The 21,675-nt window shown below is 57.5% G+C and carries 23 protein-coding genes; 10 read left to right on the top strand and 13 right to left on the bottom strand.

Going from position 1 to position 21,675, the window contains the following annotated elements:
- Positions 1-2: 2 nt before the first annotated feature.
- Positions 3-134, bottom strand: a complete 132-nt coding sequence (locus tag AC1RJ3_RS19030) for a hypothetical protein (RefSeq protein WP_256583727.1) — start codon at positions 132-134, stop codon at positions 3-5.
- A 157-nt stretch (positions 135-291) separates the two neighbouring features.
- Between AC1RJ3_RS19030 and AC1RJ3_RS19025 the strand changes: the two genes are divergently transcribed.
- Positions 292-480, top strand: a complete 189-nt coding sequence (locus AC1RJ3_RS19025; protein WP_019690573.1) for a hypothetical protein — start codon at positions 292-294, stop codon at positions 478-480.
- Between the two features lie 16 nt (positions 481-496).
- Here the strand turns inward: AC1RJ3_RS19025 and AC1RJ3_RS19020 are convergent, their stop codons facing one another.
- The 3 genes from AC1RJ3_RS19020 to AC1RJ3_RS19010 form a co-directional block, all read right to left on the bottom strand.
- Positions 497-874 carry a fe2+ zn2+ uptake regulation protein gene (locus AC1RJ3_RS19020; protein WP_103314509.1) on the bottom strand — a complete coding sequence of 126 codons (378 nt, stop codon included), beginning with the start codon at positions 872-874 and terminating at the stop codon, positions 497-499.
- Positions 875-1,230: 356 nt separating this feature from the next.
- Positions 1,231-3,318, bottom strand: a complete 2,088-nt coding sequence (locus AC1RJ3_RS19015; RefSeq protein WP_493079891.1) for a dermonecrotic toxin domain-containing protein — start codon at positions 3,316-3,318, stop codon at positions 1,231-1,233.
- Positions 3,228-6,062 (bottom strand): hypothetical protein, encoded by a 2,835-nt coding sequence (locus tag AC1RJ3_RS19010; RefSeq protein WP_493079889.1) that lies wholly within the window; start codon positions 6,060-6,062, stop codon positions 3,228-3,230. Before AC1RJ3_RS19010 ends, AC1RJ3_RS19015 begins: the two co-directional genes overlap by 91 nt.
- Before the next feature lie 252 nt (positions 6,063-6,314).
- Between AC1RJ3_RS19010 and AC1RJ3_RS19005 the strand changes: the two genes are divergently transcribed.
- Positions 6,315-7,355, top strand: a complete 1,041-nt coding sequence (locus tag AC1RJ3_RS19005; protein ID WP_054597185.1) for an Ldh family oxidoreductase — start codon at positions 6,315-6,317, stop codon at positions 7,353-7,355.
- A 111-nt stretch (positions 7,356-7,466) separates the two neighbouring features.
- On the opposite strand, the gene AC1RJ3_RS19000 is transcribed toward AC1RJ3_RS19005, so the two are convergent.
- Complete coding sequence (locus AC1RJ3_RS19000; protein WP_347929938.1) at positions 7,467-7,784, bottom strand: ElaB/YgaM/YqjD family protein; 318 nt, start codon at positions 7,782-7,784, stop codon at positions 7,467-7,469.
- A 165-nt stretch (positions 7,785-7,949) separates the two neighbouring features.
- Between AC1RJ3_RS19000 and AC1RJ3_RS18995 the strand changes: the two genes are divergently transcribed.
- On the top strand, positions 7,950-8,201 hold the full coding sequence (locus AC1RJ3_RS18995) for a hypothetical protein (protein WP_019690567.1): 252 nt from the start codon (positions 7,950-7,952) through the stop codon (positions 8,199-8,201).
- 16 nt (positions 8,202-8,217) lie between these two features.
- Here AC1RJ3_RS18995 and AC1RJ3_RS18990 read toward each other — a convergent pair whose 3' ends face one another.
- On the bottom strand, positions 8,218-9,141 hold the full coding sequence (locus AC1RJ3_RS18990) for a LysR family transcriptional regulator (protein WP_493079886.1): 924 nt from the start codon (positions 9,139-9,141) through the stop codon (positions 8,218-8,220).
- An 84-nt stretch (positions 9,142-9,225) separates the two neighbouring features.
- Here AC1RJ3_RS18990 and AC1RJ3_RS18985 point away from each other — a divergent pair, with 84 nt between their 5' ends.
- Positions 9,226-10,146 (top strand): carbon-nitrogen hydrolase family protein, encoded by a 921-nt coding sequence (locus AC1RJ3_RS18985; RefSeq protein ID WP_493079884.1) that lies wholly within the window; start codon positions 9,226-9,228, stop codon positions 10,144-10,146.
- Here the strand turns inward: AC1RJ3_RS18985 and AC1RJ3_RS18980 are convergent.
- From AC1RJ3_RS18980 to AC1RJ3_RS18965, 4 genes are all read right to left on the bottom strand, one after another.
- Entirely contained in the window at positions 10,139-10,684 is a 546-nt protein-coding gene (locus AC1RJ3_RS18980) for a GNAT family N-acetyltransferase (RefSeq protein WP_493079882.1), read from the bottom strand. The two genes, AC1RJ3_RS18985 and AC1RJ3_RS18980, sit on opposite strands and share 8 nt — an antisense overlap.
- A 54-nt stretch (positions 10,685-10,738) precedes the next feature.
- Complete coding sequence (locus tag AC1RJ3_RS18975) at positions 10,739-11,212, bottom strand: LEA/WHy family protein (protein WP_103314515.1); 474 nt, start codon at positions 11,210-11,212, stop codon at positions 10,739-10,741.
- A 58-nt stretch (positions 11,213-11,270) separates the two neighbouring features.
- Positions 11,271-12,743: a nucleobase:cation symporter-2 family protein gene (locus tag AC1RJ3_RS18970; RefSeq protein WP_493079879.1), complete on the bottom strand. Its 1,473-nt coding sequence runs from the start codon at positions 12,741-12,743 to the stop codon at positions 11,271-11,273.
- A 326-nt stretch (positions 12,744-13,069) separates the two neighbouring features.
- Positions 13,070-13,444, bottom strand: coding sequence for a DUF6124 family protein (locus AC1RJ3_RS18965; RefSeq protein WP_493079877.1), 375 nt, complete (start codon positions 13,442-13,444; stop codon positions 13,070-13,072).
- 448 nt (positions 13,445-13,892) lie between these two features.
- Here AC1RJ3_RS18965 and AC1RJ3_RS18960 point away from each other — a divergent pair, with 448 nt between their 5' ends.
- The 3 genes from AC1RJ3_RS18960 (at position 13,893) to zapE (ending at position 16,246) form a co-directional block, all read left to right on the top strand.
- Positions 13,893-14,609, top strand: a complete 717-nt coding sequence (locus tag AC1RJ3_RS18960) for a helix-turn-helix transcriptional regulator (protein ID WP_347929943.1) — start codon at positions 13,893-13,895, stop codon at positions 14,607-14,609.
- Between the two features lie 51 nt (positions 14,610-14,660).
- Positions 14,661-15,002: a nuclear transport factor 2 family protein gene (locus tag AC1RJ3_RS18955; RefSeq protein ID WP_054597193.1), complete on the top strand. Its 342-nt coding sequence runs from the start codon at positions 14,661-14,663 to the stop codon at positions 15,000-15,002.
- A 125-nt stretch (positions 15,003-15,127) separates the two neighbouring features.
- Positions 15,128-16,246: a cell division protein ZapE gene (gene zapE / locus AC1RJ3_RS18950; RefSeq protein WP_347930031.1), complete on the top strand. Its 1,119-nt coding sequence runs from the start codon at positions 15,128-15,130 to the stop codon at positions 16,244-16,246.
- Between the two features lie 10 nt (positions 16,247-16,256).
- Here zapE and AC1RJ3_RS18945 read toward each other — a convergent pair whose 3' ends face one another.
- Together AC1RJ3_RS18945 and AC1RJ3_RS18940 are read right to left on the bottom strand one after the other, a co-directional pair.
- Complete coding sequence (locus tag AC1RJ3_RS18945; protein WP_054597194.1) at positions 16,257-17,162, bottom strand: AraC family transcriptional regulator; 906 nt, start codon at positions 17,160-17,162, stop codon at positions 16,257-16,259.
- Positions 17,163-17,251: 89 nt separating this feature from the next.
- Entirely contained in the window at positions 17,252-18,115 is an 864-nt protein-coding gene (locus AC1RJ3_RS18940) for a phosphatidylinositol-specific phospholipase C domain-containing protein (RefSeq protein WP_493079874.1), read from the bottom strand.
- A 304-nt stretch (positions 18,116-18,419) separates the two neighbouring features.
- Between AC1RJ3_RS18940 and AC1RJ3_RS18935 the strand changes: the two genes are divergently transcribed.
- Positions 18,420-19,256, top strand: coding sequence for a phosphatidylinositol-specific phospholipase C domain-containing protein (locus AC1RJ3_RS18935; protein WP_493079872.1), 837 nt, complete (start codon positions 18,420-18,422; stop codon positions 19,254-19,256).
- A 62-nt stretch (positions 19,257-19,318) separates the two neighbouring features.
- Here AC1RJ3_RS18935 and AC1RJ3_RS18930 read toward each other — a convergent pair whose 3' ends face one another.
- The gene (locus AC1RJ3_RS18930; protein ID WP_493079870.1) at positions 19,319-20,614 is read right to left on the bottom strand and encodes a glycosyltransferase; all 1,296 of its coding nucleotides are present in this window, start codon (positions 20,612-20,614) and stop codon (positions 19,319-19,321) included.
- Here AC1RJ3_RS18930 and AC1RJ3_RS18925 point away from each other — a divergent pair.
- Together AC1RJ3_RS18925 and AC1RJ3_RS18920 are read left to right on the top strand one after the other, a co-directional pair.
- Complete coding sequence (locus tag AC1RJ3_RS18925) at positions 20,613-20,777, top strand: hypothetical protein (protein ID WP_347929947.1); 165 nt, start codon at positions 20,613-20,615, stop codon at positions 20,775-20,777. The two genes, AC1RJ3_RS18930 and AC1RJ3_RS18925, sit on opposite strands and share 2 nt — an antisense overlap.
- Before the next feature lie 17 nt (positions 20,778-20,794).
- Complete coding sequence (locus AC1RJ3_RS18920) at positions 20,795-21,673, top strand: GntR family transcriptional regulator (RefSeq protein WP_054597198.1); 879 nt, start codon at positions 20,795-20,797, stop codon at positions 21,671-21,673.
- The last annotated feature ends 2 nt before the right edge of the window (positions 21,674-21,675 follow it).

Raw genomic sequence — 21,675 nt, 5'->3', positions numbered from 1 at the left:
GGTCAACGACGGTAGTAGCCATCATGGTGATAGCGGTGGTCGCCATGCCAGCCACCTCCGCATGGGAAACATACACAACCGCTCATGGTCAGGATAATCAGCAGGGGAATCAGCAGTGTGATTCGACGGTACATTTCTCAATCCTCATCGTTTGAACCGCATGCAGCCAAAATGCTTCATGGGCTGTAACATGAGACCCCGCTTGCAGCTGCTCATCCCCGAAGAAGCGTATGGGCTTGGCATGCATCACGATACAAACCGGATACATATCTTCAGGTTCAGGAACCCGCAATGACCCAGTCGCAACGTTTGAAATATTCGATTCTGATCTCCCTTGTCGTATTGGGGATCATGCTTGGTCTGTCGTACATGCAGAACGCCGGAATGATCAGCGAGAAGCTGTTCCAGTACATCGCTATTGGCGTTGCGGTGATCGTCGTGGTGATCAATGGGGTGATGCGTCGCAAGGTCAAACCTTAAGCGACGCGGTAATGCGTTATTGATTGCCGTAGAGCACGGCTGCGGCTTGCGGATGCAGGCTGTAGCTCTTGTCTTCGTTCAAGACAATCAGGCCTTCGCTGCACAGTCGCTTCAACACTTCGCGAACGCTGAGAAAGGACAGGGGAATACCCAGGTCCAGCAAGTGGCTGTGCACCCCGCGTACTCCCTGCGGACGATCGTTTTCGGCGGCGGTCAGTAGCGCGTCGATCACTTTCAGGCGAATCAGGCTGGTTCGCAGGCCAAAGCTTTTGAGCAGCTGCCTGATGCGCTCGTTGTTGTGGCGTTCAGCGTTTTTGGTGAGCGCGCGAGCGTCCAGGTTCAGCGAACCGTTTGCCGCAGGGGTGCCATCCGTTGGCAGTTGCGAGTTGTACATGCAAAAACTCCTTTTCAGAGCTTGATCAGTAAAAAAGTGATGGGTGCTCTCATTGATTAATGACGAATGAGCTGCGCAAATCATGAGGGCTCGGATGTAGAAAATTTGTCGGAACCACGTCAGTGCAAGGTGAGATGTGCTGTTTTGTCGGGGTCTGAACCATTAAACTTTTTTCATGTTGACTCGTTACTCGGCAAGGCACATTCACGTGCAGTCAGGCCAAATGAAGGCCGCGACCCTCATCAGGGTTGCGGCCTTCAGTGTTTTCAGCTCGCTGATGTTGTAAATGCCGCCAACGCGAAGCGTGCCGGTGGCCGTGTCCGCGAGCATTACCCTTCACGTTTGATTCACGGGCATCAATTTTCGGCCAAAGGTACCGGGTCGAGTTGACGTCCCATTTCACAGACCAGACGTGCGACAGAATCGGCATTGCGAAGGATGGTGTCGATCCGCCGATCCGCTGAAGCCCGGTCGCGAAACACTCGGCGGGCTTCGCTCAGATTGCTGGTGCCGGTGATGGTCTTGATCTGGTCACTCAGATGCTTGGCGGCAGGAATGTCATCGAGGTCCTGCCAGGTTTTCTGCGTGCTGTTCCAGAAGGCGAACAATTCATCGACGGGGGTGTGCATCGACAATGCCTCGCGCTGAAATTGCTCTTGATCCTGTTTCAACTGGCTGGCTTGAGTGGTGATCGTCGAGATCAGGTCGCTGAAGGGTCTTCTCGCTTCCAGGTACGCGATATCCAGCGTACTTGAAAACAGGTGCGAGAACTCATGGATAAGCGTTGCCGCCTGCGCATGGGCAACGACATCAAAGGGCTCTGTCAGCACATGGTTGTAGTGGTGTAGATTTTGATCGAAGAACTTCTCTGTAAAGTGCACTTTCTGTTGCTGGTCATCGTCGAGTACGAAGGCAATCAAGCCGTCTTCGGGATAACGGTTTGAACCGACGACAAAACGCTTGCTGTCGAGCCTGTCCAGTGTCGGATCTACCAGTGCTTTGCACAGCGGAACGATGGTTGCCTTGATTTTATCCAGAATGGCTCTATCGATCGTCGGCACATCAAAGAACGCTTTGAGAAAACCATCCAGTCGTGTTCCGGATGTGGCCACTTTCAATTGAGCCAGATTATGCAGGCTGTTAAATGCGTAGAACCGTGCCAGATCCAGCGACTGGACAATCATCCGGGCCCTTTCCGGGTAGAGCTGTCTGATGGCCTCCATGCCCTGGGCCTCAATGCTTATCTGCTTTCGCGCATCAAGGTCAGACTGGTACTTGTTGTGCAGTCGTGACATGGCTTTACCGAAATGAACGCTATGCAGGTCGGGATCCAGCACCCACTGCGTTCCCCTGTTCTGCAGATACGGGCCCTGGCGTTGATCATCGACGATGCGAGTCGCCACACCAAACTTTTCGATTTGATACACCTTGCCGTCGACCGGGGCGTACTTGCGTCTGGTTGTCGAGTCACGGTAAGTGCCGTCGACAGCCTTGGTACCCGTTTTTTTCAACTCGATGGCGCTGGCTTCAAAGGATTGCAGCACAGTGCGAGAAGGAGAGGTGAGATCGACCTTGGCAATCTCGGTGGCAACGAAAGGCTTTTCGACGACAGGTCCGTTGTGCACAACCGGCTCAACGGTCGAAGCGCCAGGTTGATGCAACAACTGGCCCAGTGTCGCCATTTGTGACACCCCGTTGATAAAGGTCTTGAGCGCAGTCCTCCAATGATGGTCCTGTAGGGCCTCGGCCGACTGTTTGAATGACGTATAGCTTTCCCATAGAAGGCGCGGGAGCGCCAGTTTGCCTGGCAGAAACTCTATGCCGTACCTGAGGCCTTTGCTAAACAATGCCTTGAGCGCCTCCCAGTCGGACTGCCCGGCAGGTTGCGATTGACTGTCGAGCATGTGTGACAGCAGCGTTTTGTTATCGATAAACAGTTGATGCAACAGATTTCCTTCGATAGGACTGGACGCGAGTCGGATATCAGATGTGCCGCTGCCGGCCAGCAAATTTTTGTAGGTCGCCTGATACGGGTCCGGCAGGCGTCTGATCAACAGATCCTGCAAAGCTCCCGGAAGGTTGATTGCGCTCAGGACGCTGGCTTCGTTTTCATACTCGGTGATCCCCAGATGCTTGTCGTATGGCGCGTACAGAATTTGTGGTCCGGCAGCGGGCTCTCCTATCAGGTAGAGCCCTAGTGTCTTGACGGCCGCGGCGCCTTCGGTCGCGATCAGCTCCAAGGGGCGCACGATTGCGGTGGCGCCCGTTACCGCTGCGCGTGCCAGGGCATCCGGCATGTCCAGAACTTGCTGAACCAAGCCGAAGCCGCGTTCGGAAAGTTTTCCCTGAAGCTTCAGCGTGTGGGCATGCAACAGCAGTTGCCAGGGCAGCTGCTTGATGAATCGAAGCAGTCGGGTCGCGACACCTGGCGCGTCGCTCGCCAATGTCTCCGAAAGAAATTGACGATAGGTCGCCTTGATGTCCAGCTGTGCAGCAAAAACCTTTTGACTGCGCTGGCATCAAGGGCCGTCGGGAGCGTCTGGGCGATTTTCGAGGCAATGCTGAACCCGGTGTTTTGCAATGCATTGGTAGGGCTCAGCGCAAAATCGGTCAATGTTCGCGCAGGACCGGCCAGCGCCAGATTGGGCGTCACCCACAGTTGATCCGGATCGAGACTGGCTCCCGGAAATTGCCTGGTCATTAGCGCTTTCAGTTGTTCGCGGGCATAGTCCGTCAGCGGCTTGACATCATGCAGGTAGTCTTTGCCGCTCTCTATGCTGTGGCGTAATTGCTCCAGTATTTCCACGTGTCGCAGCACATCACTCTCGGGCGCCGCCCCGAGCCAGACGGGAAGTGATTGTTGCGTAACGATCCCCTCGGCAATCTGCATAGCGCGCTGAAGGTTGAGTGGGGTAGGAGTCTGTTTGTGTTGCTCAAAATCAGCCCGTACCACCGAACTCGGCAACTCAAGTGAATGGGTATGCCTTCGGGCGTCCAGATACTGTTTGATGGCCGACTGTTGACACTCCTGAAGCATATTTCTTTCAATCAATCGAAACGGCCCAAGCGTGTAGGTTCGGTGTGGGCGATATTGCGTGCGAGGGATATTTTCCAGGAGCAGCATTCGTTGCTCGTCATCCAGCAGGCGCCTGCCCAGCTCGACCTTGACACTGGTGACGGAGCTGAAGGTTTCGAGCCCGCGCCCGGGCGTCCACAGGATCGCCCGACCGGAGTGTGACGGGTCAAGCCCGCCACGCGCGGTCAGCAAAAAGCAGTTGGCCAGCGGCAGCAGATCCGGCTCGTTCGAGCACTCAAGCGTCAACGACCAGGCATCTGGCCGAAACCCGTGCAGCGCTTGCCTTTGCTTTCGGGTCGGTTTGTCGGGGTTGAGCACGGTATCGATGATGGCCTTTTCGTCCGCATGGAGCGTCTTGGTGCTCACACGAAGTGCGGCTTCACCGCGGATTCCCACCGACATTGCATGGGCGAGATCGGTCTTGATGGTCTCCAGAAAAGTGCCTTGTTGTTCAACACTTCCCGAAGGTTGAGCGGCTGTTTTCACCTCAAGGGAGGATTGAACGCTGTGTATTGTTTTTAGCGACAGGGCGGCCTTGTCAGCCAATACGGCCGAAGGGCGATTGTCGCCGGAAATCAGCGGGCGCGTGCTCCAGCGCTCCGTGATTGCTGTTGCCAGCAGCTGATTGTCGAGCATGCCACGCACATCCAGCGCACGGTCGAACAAGGCCTGGACATCGATGGCACCATCACTGTGTCGGCAGGTGTCCAGTGCATCGGTGATGCTGTGTTGTTGCTTGGCGATGATGTCGTCGAGCATGTCGTGAAAGACCGGACCGAACATCGGTACTCCCGACACCTCAGGCTTGTCGAAGCCCAGAAACACTTCACGCTGTTGCCGAGTCAGCAAGCTGTATAGCTCGTCGTCGTGTCCGGCCGACGTGACCATGGTTTGTATGATCGCTTTCAGGTCTGCGTAATCTTTCAGGACCTGCAAGCCATTGGACTGGGTATACAGATAAGCCGTGGAGTCGCTGTTCAGCATCATGGCGCCAGCAAGTTCGACGAAATGCTCGCGGTGTTCCCAGATGCGGATTTTTTCCGGTTTCAGGTCGCTGGCAGCGTTGTTGCGTATAGCGCTTTCGCGGTCGAGGAGTGCGGTTAATGCCAGGCTTTGCTCAGGGCTGATGATTGCGCTCTGGCGCTTCAACAACAGATCCGTTCGGGCTTTGTCGCTCATGGCTTGAGCAAAGAAGTCCCGGCGAGAAACACCTGTATGCACGTCTGTTGCCCAATAGACCTGCAGCAGACTTGCCAGCATGGGCATCAAACTCGCTGCGAGCTCCTTTGTGGCCTGCTCCCACTGATACTGATGTACCGGGTTAACGGGGGAAGAGGGTTGTAGAGGATTGGTGAACTCGCGAACCTGTCCCGAAGGCCATGTCTGATGCAGGTAAAAACGCAGTAGCGCATCACTCAGGGGCATGGAGTCCACCTGGTGTCGAGCGAGGGTAGTGTTCGTCGCTCCAGCGGCCCGACTTTCAACGAAAAAGCTGACATGGGTGGCGCTTTGATCGAGCTTGGGAAAGGACTTGCGCAGCGCGTTGTTGAGCAATTGATTGAGCATGTCCGTCAGTGTCGGTATTGCGCTCAGCTCCTGGAGCATGAGCTCGACATTTTTACGATGGCTCTGTTTCAGAATGCGGGTTTGTTCTTCGAATACCAGACCGTCGATGACTTGACCTGTCAATGTGAGTGCGTCGTTGGTACCTGGCGCATTGCGTTGGGAGATGGGGAGAAAGCACAACAGGTCCTTGCGCTCTGCAGCATTTTTCAGTTTGTCGTCCAGCGCCTTCAACAATGCTTGCCGGTCATCGAACTTTTGCAGCCCGCCATAGGGTGTGTAGAGGATGGCCTGTGTGCCGTTGGGCACCGGATGCATCACGAAGCTGCCCGCAAGGGGCTCGGCGTCTGACCCAGCGGCCTTCAGCATGATGTTCTCGACGGTCATTGGCGATGTTTGCGCCGAACGAAGCGCGTGGGTCGCCAGTTCAACGGTACGCAGCCAGGACAGGTCCGCGAGTGTGAAACCCATGGCCCTGATGCGTGGGCTCAATATTCGGGTGTCGCGTAATGCTTCAGGAAAAAAGAGCGGTAACGAATCGTCAGTCATTGTTTTTGCCTCAGCTGAAGCGACGGTTCTACGTCGCAGGAAGAAAGCCCAAGGCTAGAGTCGTGGCAGTGTCAAACGGTGGTAGATAGTTAGTGCATGCGCGGCGCCTGCGTCGTTGATGATCAGGCCCGTTGCAGGTCTCGGCGTCGTTGAACGACGAAGGTTGACAGAGGGCTCGCAAAACGGTGTTTAATCAGCCTGTAAGGTCCCCGTACGCTGTTGCCCCCTCCAATAAAAAACCTGGAGCTTCAGATGTCTGTGCCACACGATCATGCCGTCAATGCAGTCTCGCAACACTTGTCGTACGAAGAGTTGGTTGGCCTACTGGAATCGATATTTCTAAGGCATGGCACAAGCCCCGAGGTTGCCCGGGTGCTGGCGCAAAACTGTGCGGGCGCCGAACGCGATGGTGCCCACAGCCATGGCGTGTTCCGGATGCCCGGCTATGTCTCGACGCTGAACAGCGGTTGGGTCAATGGCAAGGCCGTTCCAGTGGTCGAGGATGTGGCCTCGGGTTTTGTCCGGGTGGATGCCGGCAACGGCTTCGCCCAACCGGCGTTGGCTGCAGGCCGCGAACTGTTGGTGGCGAAAGCCCGCAGCGCCGGCATCGCGGTCATGGCGATCCGCAATTCCCATCATTTCGCTGCACTTTGGCCAGACGTCGAACCCTTTGCCTATGAAGGTCTGGTGGCGCTGAGCGTGGTCAACAGCATGACCTGCGTGGTGCCGCACGGTGCTGATCGCCCGCTGTTTGGCACCAACCCGATTGCGTTCGCGGCACCCCGTGCGGGTGCAGACCCGATCGTGTTCGACCTGGCCACCAGCGCCATCGCCCATGGCGACGTGCAGATCGCTGCGCGCAAGGGCGAGCGTCTGCCACCCGGCATGGGTGTCGACAGCCTGGGCCAGCCAACGCAGGACCCGAAAGCCATCCTGGAGGGCGGCGCATTGCTGCCGTTTGGCGGGCACAAGGGGTCGGCGTTGTCGATGATGGTCGAACTGCTGGCGGCGGCGTTGACCGGTGGCAACTTCTCGTTCGAGTTCGACTGGTCGAATCATCCTGGGGCAAAAACCCCGTGGACCGGCCAGTTACTGATTGTGATCGACCCGAGCAAAGCCGCCGGGCAGAACTTCGCCGAACGCAGTGAAGAACTGGTCAGGCAGATGCATGCTGTGGGGCTGCGGCGTTTGCCGGGTGACCGCCGTCACCGCGAGCGGGCCAAGTCACAAACCGAAGGTATAGCGCTCGATGCGCAGACCCTGGCGCAATTGCACGAACTGGCGGGTAATTGATGTAGAAAGGCGAGCCCATCGACGCATGCGGGATCGCCAAGATCGCAGCCTGCGGCAGTTCCTACAGGGGCTGCGTGCACCGTAGGCTGTGATCTTTTAGAGCATGTTTGTTCAGCGCCGCCCCAGCAGCAATCCCACCACCAGACCGAACCCGGCCGAGATTGCGACGGTTTGCCAAGGGTGACCGCCGATGTAGGTTTCGGTCGCCTCGACCACCGGGCGGGTCCGCTCACGTACGCTGGAGACGGAATCGCGTGCCTGGCGCAGTTTCAGCGCGACTTGTTCGCGCAGGTTTTCAGCTTCCTCACCGACCAGCGAGGCACTGCTTTTGAGCAGCTTCTCCGATTCTTCGATCAACGCTTGCAGCTCGCTGAAGACCTGATCCTTGATTTGCTCATCGTTTGCTTGCACCGGGGTTTTTCGGGCCATCAGGTGACTCCTTGCTGGTTTTGGGACAGTGATCAATGGAGTGTAGGCGCGGCGGAAAAGTTGCAGGCTTTTTGCCCTGAAACTCAACGCCAATGGAAAATCTGCCTCCGGAGATTTCCACCTACAGTGTAAGATGTTGCCAATTTTATGCAGCAGGTAACTCCCATGAGCTTCAATCTGGCCGACAAGCCCCTTGCCGAGCGCGCTGCGCTTGAAGATGAAAAGTCCCGTCTGTTCGATCTCTGGCAGAGCAACCTAGGTAAATCCAAAGGCGAAGCGGCACGCTTGTTCGGCGAGCGCTCCAAGCGTAAAGGCAAATGGGCCGAGTGGGTGCGCTCCGAACTGGACGCCATGTCACCGCCGGAATACGCGAACATGGTCCGCAGCGAAGTCAATCGCTTGATGGCTGCCAAGTAGGAACCTGCGACAGCTCCTACACGGGCGGTGTTTGTAGGAAGCTGGCGACGATTGCTTCGCGGACCTTCAGCAACAGCGGATCCAGCTGGCTGTTGGTCCGCCAGCCCAGTTCAATCGGATAGCGCGGCAGTGCCAGCGGGCAGGGCAGCACTGTCAACCCGCTGACTGCGGCGATGCTCTGCGCCGCATGGGCGGGGATCGTCGCCACGGCCTGGCTACCCTTGAGCAGGAACGGCAATGCAGCAAAATGCGTGGTTGATGCGCACACCCTCCGACTCAATCCCAGCCCCGCCAACCCCTCATCGGTAATGCCGATAAACCCTCCAGACGACACCAGAATGTGCTCGCGAGCGACAAACTCGTCGAGTGTGATTTCCTGTTGCCCGTCGATCAGGCTGTCGGGGTCGACCAGGCACTGATAGCCGCCTTCACCCAGCACCTGACGGCTGAGCAAGCGCTCGGCAAAACCGCCGGCGGTGATCGCCAGGTCAACGCTACGCTCCATCAAGGCCTGAGCCACGATCTGGCTGTGGGTCTGGCGAAAGATCAGCCGCAGCTTTGGCGCGCGCTGGGCGATTTCCTCGATCAATCGCCGACCGTAGGCAATCTCGAAATCATCCGATAAACCGACAATCACCGAACGACCTTCGTACTGGCTGGCGGCCGGATCGACCATTGCCAGGCTTTGTCGGCATTTGTTCAGCGCATCGCTGATGACCGGTTTCAATTGATTGGCGCGCAATGTCGGTGCCAGGCCGCGACCGGTGCGTACGAACAGTTGATCGGCGTATACATCACGCAGCCGACGCAATGCTGCACTGACCGCGGATTGCGTGACGCCCAGGCGTAACGCGGCGCGGCTGGCGCTGGACTCGTCGTGCAGCGCTTCGAAGACTTTGAGCAAGTTGAGGTCGATGTCGGCGATATTCATTTGGCTCATATCTTTCAGCAGTGAACGGGGCTTTATTCATGATCGGCGGTGGCCGGAGAATGAGCAATACCTCACTGCTCAGGAGTTACCGCGATGCCAAAATCCTTTGTTGCTGCACTGCAAATCGGTTCGTTGCCAGGTGGCAAGGGCGAGACCCTGGAACAGATACTTTCTTATGAACAGGCGATCATCGAGTCCGGCGCCGGGCTGGTGGTCATGCCTGAGGCGTTGCTCGGCGGTTACCCCAAAGGCGAAGGCTTCGGCACGCAGTTGGGTTACCGACTGCCGGAAGGTCGTGAGGCGTTTGCGCGCTATTTCGCCAATGCCATTGATGTGCCGGGCGCTGAAACCGAAGCCTTGGCGGGATTGTCTGCGCGCACCGGTGCGAATCTGGTGTTGGGGGTGATCGAGCGTTCAGGCAGCACCTTGTACTGCACCGCGTTGTTCTTTGAACCGCAAGCCGGGTTGGTCGCCAAGCACCGTAAACTGATGCCCACCGGCACCGAGCGGTTGATCTGGGGCAAGGGCGACGGCTCGACACTGCCGGTGATCGACAGCCAGGTCGGGCGCATTGGCGCCGCGGTGTGCTGGGAAAACATGATGCCGCTGCTGCGCACGGCGATGTACGCCAAAGGTGTGGAAGTCTGGTGCGCGCCAACGGTCGACGAACGCGAAATGTGGCAAGTCAGCATGCGCCACATCGCTCATGAAGGCCGCTGTTTCGTGGTCAGCGCCTGCCAGGTCCAGCAATCGCCCCAAGCCTTGGGGTTGGAAATTGCCAACTGGCCGGCCGAGCGCCCGTTGATTGCCGGCGGCAGTCTGATTATCGGCCCGATGGGCGACGTGCTGGCGGGGCCGTTGTTGGGCGGTGCGGGGCTGCTCACGGCCGAGATCGACACCGATGAACTGGTGCGTGCGCGCTACGACTACGACGTGGTCGGGCACTATGCGCGCCCGGACGTGTTCGAGCTGACCGTGGATGAACGGGCCAAACCCGGTGTGCGGTTTATCTGAGACGCCGCCACTCTTCGCGGGTGATTTCCCAGAGCTCCCTGGGAAAACGCCCACCGACAAAATCGCCTTCATCGCAGTGAATCAAGCGCATTCCGGTGCGCTCCGAAAGCCGCCGCGACGCCAGGTTGGGCGCGGCCTTGGGCACCCGCAAAAGCGAGCGGTCGAGGGTCTCGAACCAGTATTGAGTGACTGCAGCACTGGCTTCGGCCATCAACCCCTGGCCTTGCCACTGCGGACTGAGCCAGAAGCCACGGTTGTTGTCCGGCTCGTTCATCAGGCTGACGTTGCCGATCAACTGCTCGGGCGCTGATTTCAAGCGAATCGACCAATGCCATTCTTCGCCACGGGCGATCGCCGGCAGGGCGATGTCGCGCAGGTAAGCCAACGCGCCATCCGCTGGATAGGGCCACGGGACCAGGGCATTCAGGTAGCGCACCACTTCCCAGTGCGGGAAGTGCTGTTGAATCGCTTCGGCATCGGCCAGTTCCAGTGGCCGCAGGATCAAGCGTTCGGTGTACAGCGTGGGGGATCTTTCCATGGTTGAATCCACTTCCCTGTTTGTTAGTAACAAGCGCCGTGTTCTGCCGTTGATTTACCAGATGCCGGCTGTCGAGCCCGGTAGGTTGAGTGTGCCTTTGTCGACAAAACGGACGGTGCCTGACACGCCGCCAGACAGTTTGCCGCGTAATACATAAGGCAGGTTGTTGAGCGATTGTGTCTGGCTCAGGCCAAGGGTCTGGCGCAGCACGGAGAACGCCGAAATACTCACGGGGACGCTGATGATCGCTTCGGAGTAACGCGGGATCGATCCCGTTTGATCGCTCACGCCAGTGGCCAGGGGTTGGCCGTTGACCTCGAGGCTCAGGGCCACGCCGTTGTAATAAATGGGCGTTTCGTTGGGATTTTGCAGGCGCAGTTTCACCGCAAAGCGCACTTCCAGGTCCTGGTTTTGCAGCGGTTCAATGCCGACCACGTTGATGTTCAGCGGATCACGATTGGGGAACAGCGCGCAGGCGCTCAGGCTGAGCAATAGCAGGGAAAGGCTTAAGGCGAGGAATCTGCGCATGAACGAGCTCTCGTAAAGATAAGGGTCGAACCGCTGGCGGCTCGACCCTCGAGCGGCGTTAGCGGTTCACCTGTGCGACCACGGAAGGCTTGAGTGGTTCGCCGTGGGGCGTGACATCCGGGTTCTCCATGACCGTGAGGATCGAAGCTTCCGGATCAAAATCGTCTTCTTCCAGCTCGATGAATTCTTCGGGCAGGAAGATATTCAGCACGATAGCGCACAATGCGCCGACGGTGATCGGCGACTCGAAGATGTTGTGCAACGCCTTGGGCAATTCGCGCAACACTTCCGGTACGGCCGCAACACCCAGCCCCATGCCCAGCGAAATGGCGACGATCAGCATGTTGCGTCGATGCAGGCCGGCCTCGGCGAGGATCTTGATCCCGGCCACCGCCACGGTGCCGAACATCACCAGTTCAGCGCCGCCCAGCACCGGTTTGGGCATCAGTTGCAGCACGGCGCCAATCATCGGGAACAGCCCGAGCAACACCAGCAGTCCGGCAATAAAGAACGCAACGTAACGGCTGGCCACGCCGGTCAGTTGGATCACCCCGTTGTTCTGCGCGAAGGTCACCATCGGCATGCTGTTGAAGACTGCGGCCATTGCCGAGTTGAGACCGTCGGCGAGCAAGCCGGACTTGATCCGCCGAATGTAGATCGGGCCTTTGACCGGTTGCTGGGAAATCATCGAGTTGGCGGTCAGGTCGCCGGCTGCTTCCAGCGGCGAGACCAGGAAAATCACCGCCACCGGAACGAACGCCACCCAATCGAAGTTGAAGCCGTACTTGAACGGCACCGGCACGCTCATCAGCGGCACAGCAGTCATGTTGGTGAAATCGACATCGCCCATCAGCCACGCGACGACGTAACCGAGGGTCAGGCCAATGACAATGGCGCCCAAACGCAAGAACGGTACATCGACCCGATTCAGCACAACGATGGTGCCCAGCACCAATGCGGCCAGCGCCAGGTGGCTTGCGGCGCCCAGATCCGTCGCGCCAAAGCCGCCGGCGATGTCGGTCATGGCGACCTTGACCAGCGACAAGCCCATCAGGGTGATGATGGTGCCGGTGACTACCGGGGTGATCAGCATTCGCAACTTGCCAATGAACTGGCTCAGCACCACTTCAATGAACGCGGCAAAGAAGCACACGCCGAAAATCGTCGAGAGGATTTCATCGGTGCCGCCACCTCGCGCCTTGACCATGAAGCCGGCGCTGAGAATCACGCTGATGAACGAGAAACTGGTGCCTTGCAGGCACAGCAGGCCGGAACCGATCGGCCCGAAGCGCCGCGCCTGAACGAAAGTGCCCAGGCCCGAGACGAACAGCGCCATGCTGATCAGGTAGGGGATTTCGCTTTGCAGGCCCAGGGCGCTGCCCATGATCAGGGTCGGTGTGATGATCCCGACGAAGCTCGCCAGTACGTGTTGCAGGGCGGCGAAGAGGGTCGCGGTGAAATGCGGGCGGTCGTTGAGGCCGTAGATCAGGTCGGAACGAAGCACAGTTTTCGAGTGGTCAGATGAGGTCACGGGGAGGGTGCCAATAAGGCCAGGTCAGAAAAGGGAGGCGCAGGATGCCAGTGACGGGCATCAAGGGCAACGCGCGGTTGTTTAAAACGGACGGGGCTGGGGAACGACAAACCCGCCAGCCTTGTGAAAAGGTGGCGGGTTTTGTGTTGTGCGCAGACAAGCCCGAGAACCTGTGGCGAGGGAGCTTGCTCCCGCTCGGCCGCGAAGCGGTCGTAATCCGGTAATCGCGATCCCTCTGGATACTCGCGGTGACTGATTTTAGGGTCGCTTCGCAACCCAGCGGGAGCAAGCTCCCTCGCCACAAGGGGCCCACCCGGTGTTGCTTGTTATTGCAGCGAATCAGGTGGGTCGAGGTGATCGAGTGCGCGATTCACGGCGAGTTCGGCCAGCGAAATCATCTGCTGAATCGCCAGCGCGGTATTGCGCTTGGGGCCTTCGAGTTCGAACGCCAGATCGCTGGACATGACATTGGCCGAGGCGAGGGTCTCGCAGGCGTGGGCCAGCAGGGTTTCGCTGTCGACATCCGGGGCGATGACAAAAATGCAGCCGGGACGGCGGTCGGCTAGCAATGTCTTGGTTTCGGGCAGCACCAGGTAGTGATCGAGCGCACGGTGCGCGGCGGCGTGGAGTTCTTTTGAGTTGAGGGAGGCGTAGGGGGAAACCGGATCGGTTTCGGGGGGATTTGGCGTGGCTTTGAACATGGCGAATCTCCTTACTTAAAGTGGAGTCGCAACCTATTGCTACCAAACATTAGGGTGGCGACTGAACGCAGGTTGGTAGACCGGGTAAGGAAACCGGCGCACCCGAAGGCGCCCTGCGCACAGCCGCCATAACAAACAGCAGACGACAAAAAAACGTCACTGAATGGAAATGCCGGAGCTGTGCGCCTTACCCGGGCTACCAAACCCGATCGCTGATAATCAGCGACGCGGAAACGATAGAGGCGGGGACCAAAGCGCACAAGCCGGCGGATTCTGGCGCAGGTGTAGGCCGTGACGCAAGGCGTTGTAGCCTGTAGCAGAAGTTTCGCGATACGAATAAACACTTTGATCGTGCCCATGCGCTCACAAGGTGTATTTGCTGCTGACAGTTTCTGACAGTGGCCTCTGCTAAGCTCCGCCGACCTTCATTCCACAGAGCAGGCGGATCGTGTCGCGTACCAGTCGTTTGTTGACCTTGTTGCAAGTGCTGCGCGGTAAAAGTCGTCCGGTGACGGCGGCGACACTGGCCAGTGAGCTGGAGATCTCGGAGCGCACGCTGTACCGCGATATCGCCGAACTGACGGCCCTCGGCGCGCCGATCTTTGGCGAGGCGGGTATCGGCTATGTGTTGCGTAGCGGTTTGTTTCTGCCGCCGCTGATGCTCAATGCCGATGAGACGGAAGCGGTGGTGCTGGGTTTGCGTTATGTCGATCAGCGTGGTGATGAGGTGTTGAGCAAAGCCGCTGCCGATGCGTTGGCGAAGATTGCCGCCGTATTGGCGCCGGACGCTCAGGAAGCCTTGCGCAACCCGACGGTTTTGCCGGGGCCGCCGGGCTGCGGTTATCCGCAAAACGCTGTGGAATTGAACGTATTTCGCCAGGCGATTCGTGCGCAGGCCAAGTTGCATATCGATTACGCGGACGTGAACAAAACCCCCAGCCAGCGGTTGATCTGGCCGTTGGCGCTGGGTTTTTTGAATGAGGCGCGGGTGATCGTTGCCTGGTGCGAGTTGCGCGGGGATTATCGAACGTTTCGTACCGACCGGATTGCCGCCGCCCAAGAGCTGGGTGAACGCTATCCGGGTCGTCGCAGTGACCTGTTGCGAGCCTGGCGCAAGGCAATGCAACTGGATGAAGCGGGGCGTTTCACTCCTGACAAGAATTGACACAGCGTTGTTTTAGCATGGCTCCAGAATCAATCAACAAGGAGCCGTACCATGTCGAACCCAGCCGTTTCACTCGCACCTGCCATTGCCGCTTATATCGCTGCCGCCAATGCCCGTGACAGTTCGGCGGTCGCCAGTTTTTTCGCCGAGGATGCGAATGTTTTCGATGAGGGCGCCCATCAGGTCGGCACCCAGGCCATCGCCCAATGGATGGAAGACACCGCACGCCGTTACCAGCCTCGGGTCGAGGTGCTGGACGTGCAGCAACGCACCGGCAAAGTATTGGTCAGTAACCTGATTTCCGGCACGTTCCCCGGCAGCCCGCTCGAATTGCGCTATGTGTTCCGTCTGAACGAGCAAGGCAAAATCACCCGACTCGACATCTCGCTCTAACTGCATTCCCTGTGGGAGCCTGGCTTGCCAGCGATGGCGTCCGTGAGATCGCCATCGCCGGCAAGCCGTGCTCCTACGCTGAGCGTGGCATACTCTGGACTTTTGCGTTCGGACCCATGGCCGATATGACTTTCGATTCGCCCCTCAGCGCTTACCACTACGCAATCAAGCAAAAAGGCTTCGTCCCCGATGCCGCGCAAGAGCATGCCGTTCTGGCGTTGCAGCAGTGTCACGAGGCCTTGCATCAAGGCCGGACACCGGTCACCGGGGTTTACCTCTGGGGCCCGGTCGGGCGTGGCAAGACCTGGTTGATGGATCAGTTTTACCAAAGCCTGCGGGTGCCGGCACGGCGTCAGCACTTTCACCATTTCATGGGCTGGGTGCATCAGCGCTCGTTTCAATTGACCGGCACCGCCGATCCGCTGCGGGCTCTGGCCCGTGAGTTGGCCCGGGATGTGCGGGTGCTGTGTTTCGACGAATTGTTTGTCAATGACATCGGTGACGCGATCATCCTCGGCCGATTGTTTCAGGTGATGTTCGACGAAGGCGTGGTGATGGTCTGCACCTCCAACCAACCACCGGATCAGCTCTACGCAGACGGTTTCAACCGTGACCGGTTTTTGCCGGGGATTGCCGCGATCAAAGGCCACATGCATGTGGTGGCGGTGGACGGTGGCGAAGATCACCGATTGCATCCTGGCGCAGCGCTGCAGCGTTATTGGGTCAGCGCACCCGGTCAGCCCGATCCAATGAGTGAGGTGTTCAAACAACTGACTGAAGGACAGGCGGTATCCAGCGATCCGGTGATCATCGGCTATCGTTCGGTGACGGTCGTCAAGGCCAGTGAAACCGTACTCTGGTGCCGTTACGCGGACCTGTGCGAGCAGCCATTTGCGGCGATGGACTTCATGGCGTTGTGTGATCGCTTCAGCGCTATTTTGTTGAGCGAAGTCCCCAATCTCAGCGCCCATCAGCGCCCCGGTCGAATTGCCCGTGGCACTGAGGATGGCGCCGAGCGCGTCGAGGCCGGCGACCGTGAACTCCCGCAATTGTCGGTACATGACGACAGCGTGCGGCGCTTCATCGCGCTGGTTGACGAGTGCTACGACCGCAAAGTGCCGCTGTACCTCGACGCGCAGGTGCCGATGGATGAGCTGTATACCGAGGGTTACCTGGAGTTCCCGTTTCGCCGGACCCACAGCCGGTTGAAGGAAATGCAATTACGGCGCTTTGCCGAAGCCTGAAACCATTAGGCTAACCGAGATTTTGTTCAGTCAAACGCTGCACCGCCAGCCGACGGTAATGGGAAGGGGTCATGCCTTTGAGTTGCTGAAAGCGCCGGTTGAAGTTGGAAATATTGTTGAAGCCCGACTCAAAGCACACCTCGGTCACCGGTTTATCGCCATCGGCCAGCAGCTCGCAGGATTTGCTGATGCGCAAGCGATTGACGAACTCGATGAAACAGCGGCCGGTCGCCTGCTTGAAGACTCGCGAGAAGTAGGTCGGTTTCATGCCCAGGTGTTCGGCGACTTCTTCCAGTGGCAGTTCGCGAGCGTAGTGGGCAAAGATGTAATCCACTGCCCGGTTGGTACGGTCGATGTTGTGTTCGTCAGCCAATTGCGGCGTGGTGGCACCGGACAGCAACTGGTAATCGTCGGTGGCCGCCAGCAACTCCAGCAGAATGAAAAAGTACCCGAGGCGGGTAACGCCTTTGGCGTCGGCAATCCGCTGCATCAAGTCCATGGCCTGGCGGATCGTGTGTTTACAGCGAAATTCGATGCCGTACTGCGCACGCTCCAGCAGGGGCGTCAGGCTCTTGAGCTCGGTGAACACCTGATGGCCGCTTTCGAACAGCTCATCGGTGAAGTTCACCAGCATGTCGCGCTTGGGCACCACTTCGTCTTCGGCGACCTGGCTGATCCAGTTGTGGGGCAGGTTAGGGCCGGTCAGAAACAGTGTTTCGGGGTAAAAATTGCCGATGTAATCACCGATGAACACCTTGCCTGAGCTTGCGACAATCAGGTGCAGTTCGTATTCCTTATGGAAATGCCAACGCACCAGCGGGCAGGGGAATCCGTGCTGGCGATAAATGATGGACAACCCATTGTGGTCGTCCATCAATTCGTATGCGGGGTCGGTGACTCTTGCCGCTCGGGTCATGGCTGCACGCTTGTGAGTAACTGCAGCCGATAATGCCTTCTTCAAGAAAGGGACACCAGTCTTGAGATACGCGCCTGGCGCTAGCACGATCAGCGCATGCTGACGGCCTTCATACTGTTGGCTATCCAGCAATAACGAACAATTTCGGACTCTTCGACAAAGTCGGTGTTGATGATGCAGCAGCGACTCACCCAGTCCCGTGATTGATGAAACCAGTCGTTGATAGAGTGCTTGATGTCCACGGGACCTCCAAGAAACGAATAACTGGTGGCTGACAGGGACCATAGAAAATCGCCGGAATGCTCAGTATTCAATGTGTTGGCAATGTGGCTGCGCAAATCGTCGATATCAGTGAATCCCTTGTCGCTCCACTTGTGAACAACTCTTGGCCAGAACGTAGTTTCATCAAGATCATCCGGCCCGTGGGCGGCCAGCACTAGCCTGCGATGAGGGCTGGCTCGCTTCAGTTGCCCGATGGAGAGGTGCGATTGTGAAAATGGAATGGTTGTGTGTCCCAGCCGCCTCAAGAGCAAGGCGTTGAACTTTTTATAGTCGAAGACGTGCTTGCCACCCGCCAGAAGGTGAAAATCAAGCACGATGAACTCGTTGGGATTGCGTTGAAGAAACGCCAGAACGGCGTCGATAAGTTCATCCAGGACGCGATGAGACTCCAGGCCATTGTGGTGAAAATAAAAGATATCCTGATCGTGCCCCGGCTTATACCCCAGGCGTATATCGAACGCTCTGACGCCCTGGGCCAGTTGCCAGGAAAATGTATCGTTTTGACAGGTTGTCCAATGGCCGATAACCACGTCGTAGTTAGGGGCCTTTTTATCCATGCCGCAATTGTGGGCGCCTGGCCAGATAATGTCGGTTAACTTCAGAGTGTCAATATCCAGGACTTCGTTCATCCAGGTCTGTTTGTTTAAATGTCCTGCAGTGTTTCGTGGCATGTGTGCTCCTGCTTTTTGTTACACGTGTCAATCCGTAGACGCGCGGTATGTATTTTGGGTGTTGAGTGCTGAGCCTTTGCGGACGCAGGCTGTACATAACAAGATAAGTGCAGTGTGTGCCGGGTGACAGCTACTACGATCCTTTTGTTACGTAGGAATACGCTGGCGGCACAGTAATATATTGTCAATCTTGATGTTGTTGGGTGAGTGGTTAGCGGGCGTGTATGCGGATATAAAGACAGCGAAAGTTGCGAAGAGCACATTGTCATGCTGCGCGCAAAAACACCTACGTAATGGATGAAATATGGCTAGCGAATTTTATAAATGGATGACCGGCATGCCCGCCCTCGACGGCTTGACAGTGGGGGAGTTGGTATTGCCAGGCGCTCACAATTCGGGCGTCGACAAAAAGGCTTCTTATGCCGTTCCGGGCGTCAGCCACTGGGCAGCCTGCCAGAATAATAGTTTTTACTATCAACTGGTCAATGGTGCTCGGGCACTTGATCTCAGGCTTGAGTATGACGGCAAGGGCGGCTTCTGGTTTCAGCACAATGGATATCGATCTTCTCGGGCCCTGGAAGATCTGATCATGGCCGTGGACAGGTTCCTTGAGCAAAATCCGGCTGAGTTCATTGTCTTGAACTTCCAGCAACTAAGCTCCGATAGCAGTCCATTCGACGTAAAGGAATTTTCCCGACTGCTGACGCAACACTTGGGAGGGCGGGTGATCCCCCCCGAAAATCGTTATTTGACGTTGGGGGAACTAAAAAGAACCAGTCCATTTCAACGTGTCATGCTGGCGTCTTATGGGGACGTTGATCGCAGTTACTTCAATTGGGGACTCAGAGGTGAATGGACGGGGATAGACTTCGCCAGTGTCGCTGATGTGAAGGTGTTTATTACCAAGACCATAGCGTATCCAAATGGTGTTGGGATGCCATGGTCATTGTCCGCCACGAGTTACGGTTTGGCACAAGGGCCTGTGAATATAATCACTCATTTGAACGAGTGGTTTGACCCGGCTCGCAATGAGAGGGTGTTGAATTGCAGCATGATCAATGTCGATTTTTTTGAAGAGTCGGCGCTGGTTGCTCATTGCATGAAAGCCAATCTTATGAAGGCGAAAGCGAAACAAAAGTGATGGTCTTTTGTTTCGGGCTCGACTGAAAAGTCAGCATGAACGCCCCGCGGGTTAGCGAATGCTTATCCGTTGTTGCGGTTTTTTTCTTCAATCCACTGCGACATATATTGAGTGCTCTTGTGCTGATGGTGCCGCAACATGCTGCCGATAAAGTTGTCGTTGCGCTGTTTCAACAGGTTTTCGCGGCAACCCATCAGTCGATCAATCAATGCCGGGCCATGAACGCGCTGCTGGTAACGATCGGCCAATAGTTTGATGCCGGCGGTTTGAGCAAGGGTCCACTGCGTCTTGTCTTGATACAGGCGCACAGCTGCATCGGCAAGGCTCTGGGCGCTTTCGGCGATCGCACCCGGCCAAGGCATGTCCCCGGACATACTTTCGGCACCGACCGGCGTGGTGACATTCGGTGTGCCGCACAGCATGGCGTCGACAATCTTGCCCTTGATGCCAGCGCCGAAGCGCAGCGGAGCCAGGCAGATGCGTGCCGCGGACATGACCTGCAAGGCGTCTTCGGCCCAGTTCATCACGTGAAATCCCTGGCTCGGGTTGTGCAGCGCGGTCGCCTTTGGCGGCGTATAAGCGCCATAAATATGCAGTTGCGCACCGGGCAGTTGTTGCCGGATCAGTGGCCAGAGGGTGGTTTTCATCCAGAGCACGGCGTCCCAGTTCGGCGCGTGACGGAAATTGCCGATGCTCAGGAAGTGCGCACGGTCCTCGAAGGGTGTGAACGGCTGAGTGAGCGGGTCGATCATCAGTGGGCACCAGTGCAGCAACTGGCGCGGCAGTTTGAACTGTTCGACCAGCAGCTCGATTTCCACTTGCGAGATCATCAGGTTCAGGTCACAGCGCAACAGCGCGGCTATTTCGCGCTTGGCCAGATCGGTATCGGCCATGAGCTCGAACTCTTCACGCAATGCCGGGGCGAACAACTCGCTGAAGTCATTGGCGTCGTCACTGGCCTTCAGGCGGTCCTTGAGCCGCTGGTGACGGGCATGTCGCAAGCTCTGCAGATCAGAGGTCTCAAGTACGCGCAAGGCGTCAGGGCAATGTTTCTCGACACGCCAGCCGAACTGTTCTTCCATTATGAACTGATCGAACAGAACGATATCCGGAGCCAGATCGCTGACGAATGTATCAAAGCTGCTGTTGTTCAGCTCGATGGGGACTTCACGAATGCCCAATTCCGCTAGGTCGGCCTTGTGTTCGCCGACACCGGCCGGGCTGCTGAACGTGATGTCCCAGCCTTGCTGTAAAAACGTTTCAAGGATTTGCATCACGTGTCCGCTGGCTGCGGACGAGCGCGGCTCGGGCCAGACGTAACCAATGACCAGGACTTTGGTTGCGCGGGGCTGACTCATGAACGGGATTTCCTTGATGCAGGCAGAAGACTGGGGAGAAACGCGGGGCGCAATTAAACCACAGCTGATGGTGTTTATTGTGCCCGGCAATCGCCCAACGGTACCTTATGCGCTTGTATTGACTGGAAGTTTGCCGATTCATGAGTTAGCGTCTGACAGCTGATTCATGGACGTTTTTCGATGACCCAACCCACCGCACTCCAGACCAAAGTCGCTTCGCAGATTCTCATGGCGATCCGGTCTGGTGAGTTAACCCCCGGCAGTCACCTCAAAGAGGTCGAACTGGCCGAGCGCTTCGGCGTGTCTCGCTCGCCGATTCGCGGGGCGCTGGTCTACCTGGCGCAAGAGCAGGTGATCGGACGCTTGCCCCATCAGGGTTATTGCGTGCTGGATACACCGCTCAGCGATGAGCTGGCCAAGGTCAGTCTGCCGATCGGTGAGGATGAGGAGCTGTATCAGCGGCTGATTGATGATCGACTGGCTCAGGCGATTCCCGATCAGGTGATGGAGAGCGATCTGTTGCGTCGTTACGGTGCCAGCAAAGCGGTATTGCGCCGTTGCTTGCTGCGGTTGTCCGACGAAGGTGTGATGCAGCGCAAACACGGGCACGGCTGGATGTTTTTGCCCACCTTGGGCTCGGCCGAAAAGCGCTTCGAAAGCTATCGCTTCCGCATGCTCCTGGAACCCGCGGGCTTGCTCGAACCGACCTTCAATCTACCGCGTGAACGCTTGCAGCGTTGCCGTGAGAAGCAGCAGGCACTGCTCGAAGGCACTCCCGACAGCCTGAGCTTTTTCGAAGCCAACGCCGAATTTCACGAGTTACTGGCTGCAGCGTCCGGCAATAGCTTCATCCTGCAAACCGTGCAGCAGCAAAACCGCCTGCGCCGGCTAACCGAATTTCATACCGTGTCGAACCTGGAACGAGTTCGCACCTCCTGCCGTGAACACCTGGAAATTATCGATGCGCTGGAGCAGGGCGATCGGGAATGGGCGTCGACCTTGCTGTACCGGCACTTGAAAGTGGCCAGTACCTTGAATGAAGTGCGCAAGAAAAGCTGAGA

Source organism: Pseudomonas sp. GW822-FHT04C11 (assembly GCF_058800905.1).
The sequence above is the reverse complement of the archived record's forward strand: the minus strand, read 5'-3'. Positions and strand labels throughout refer to the sequence as shown.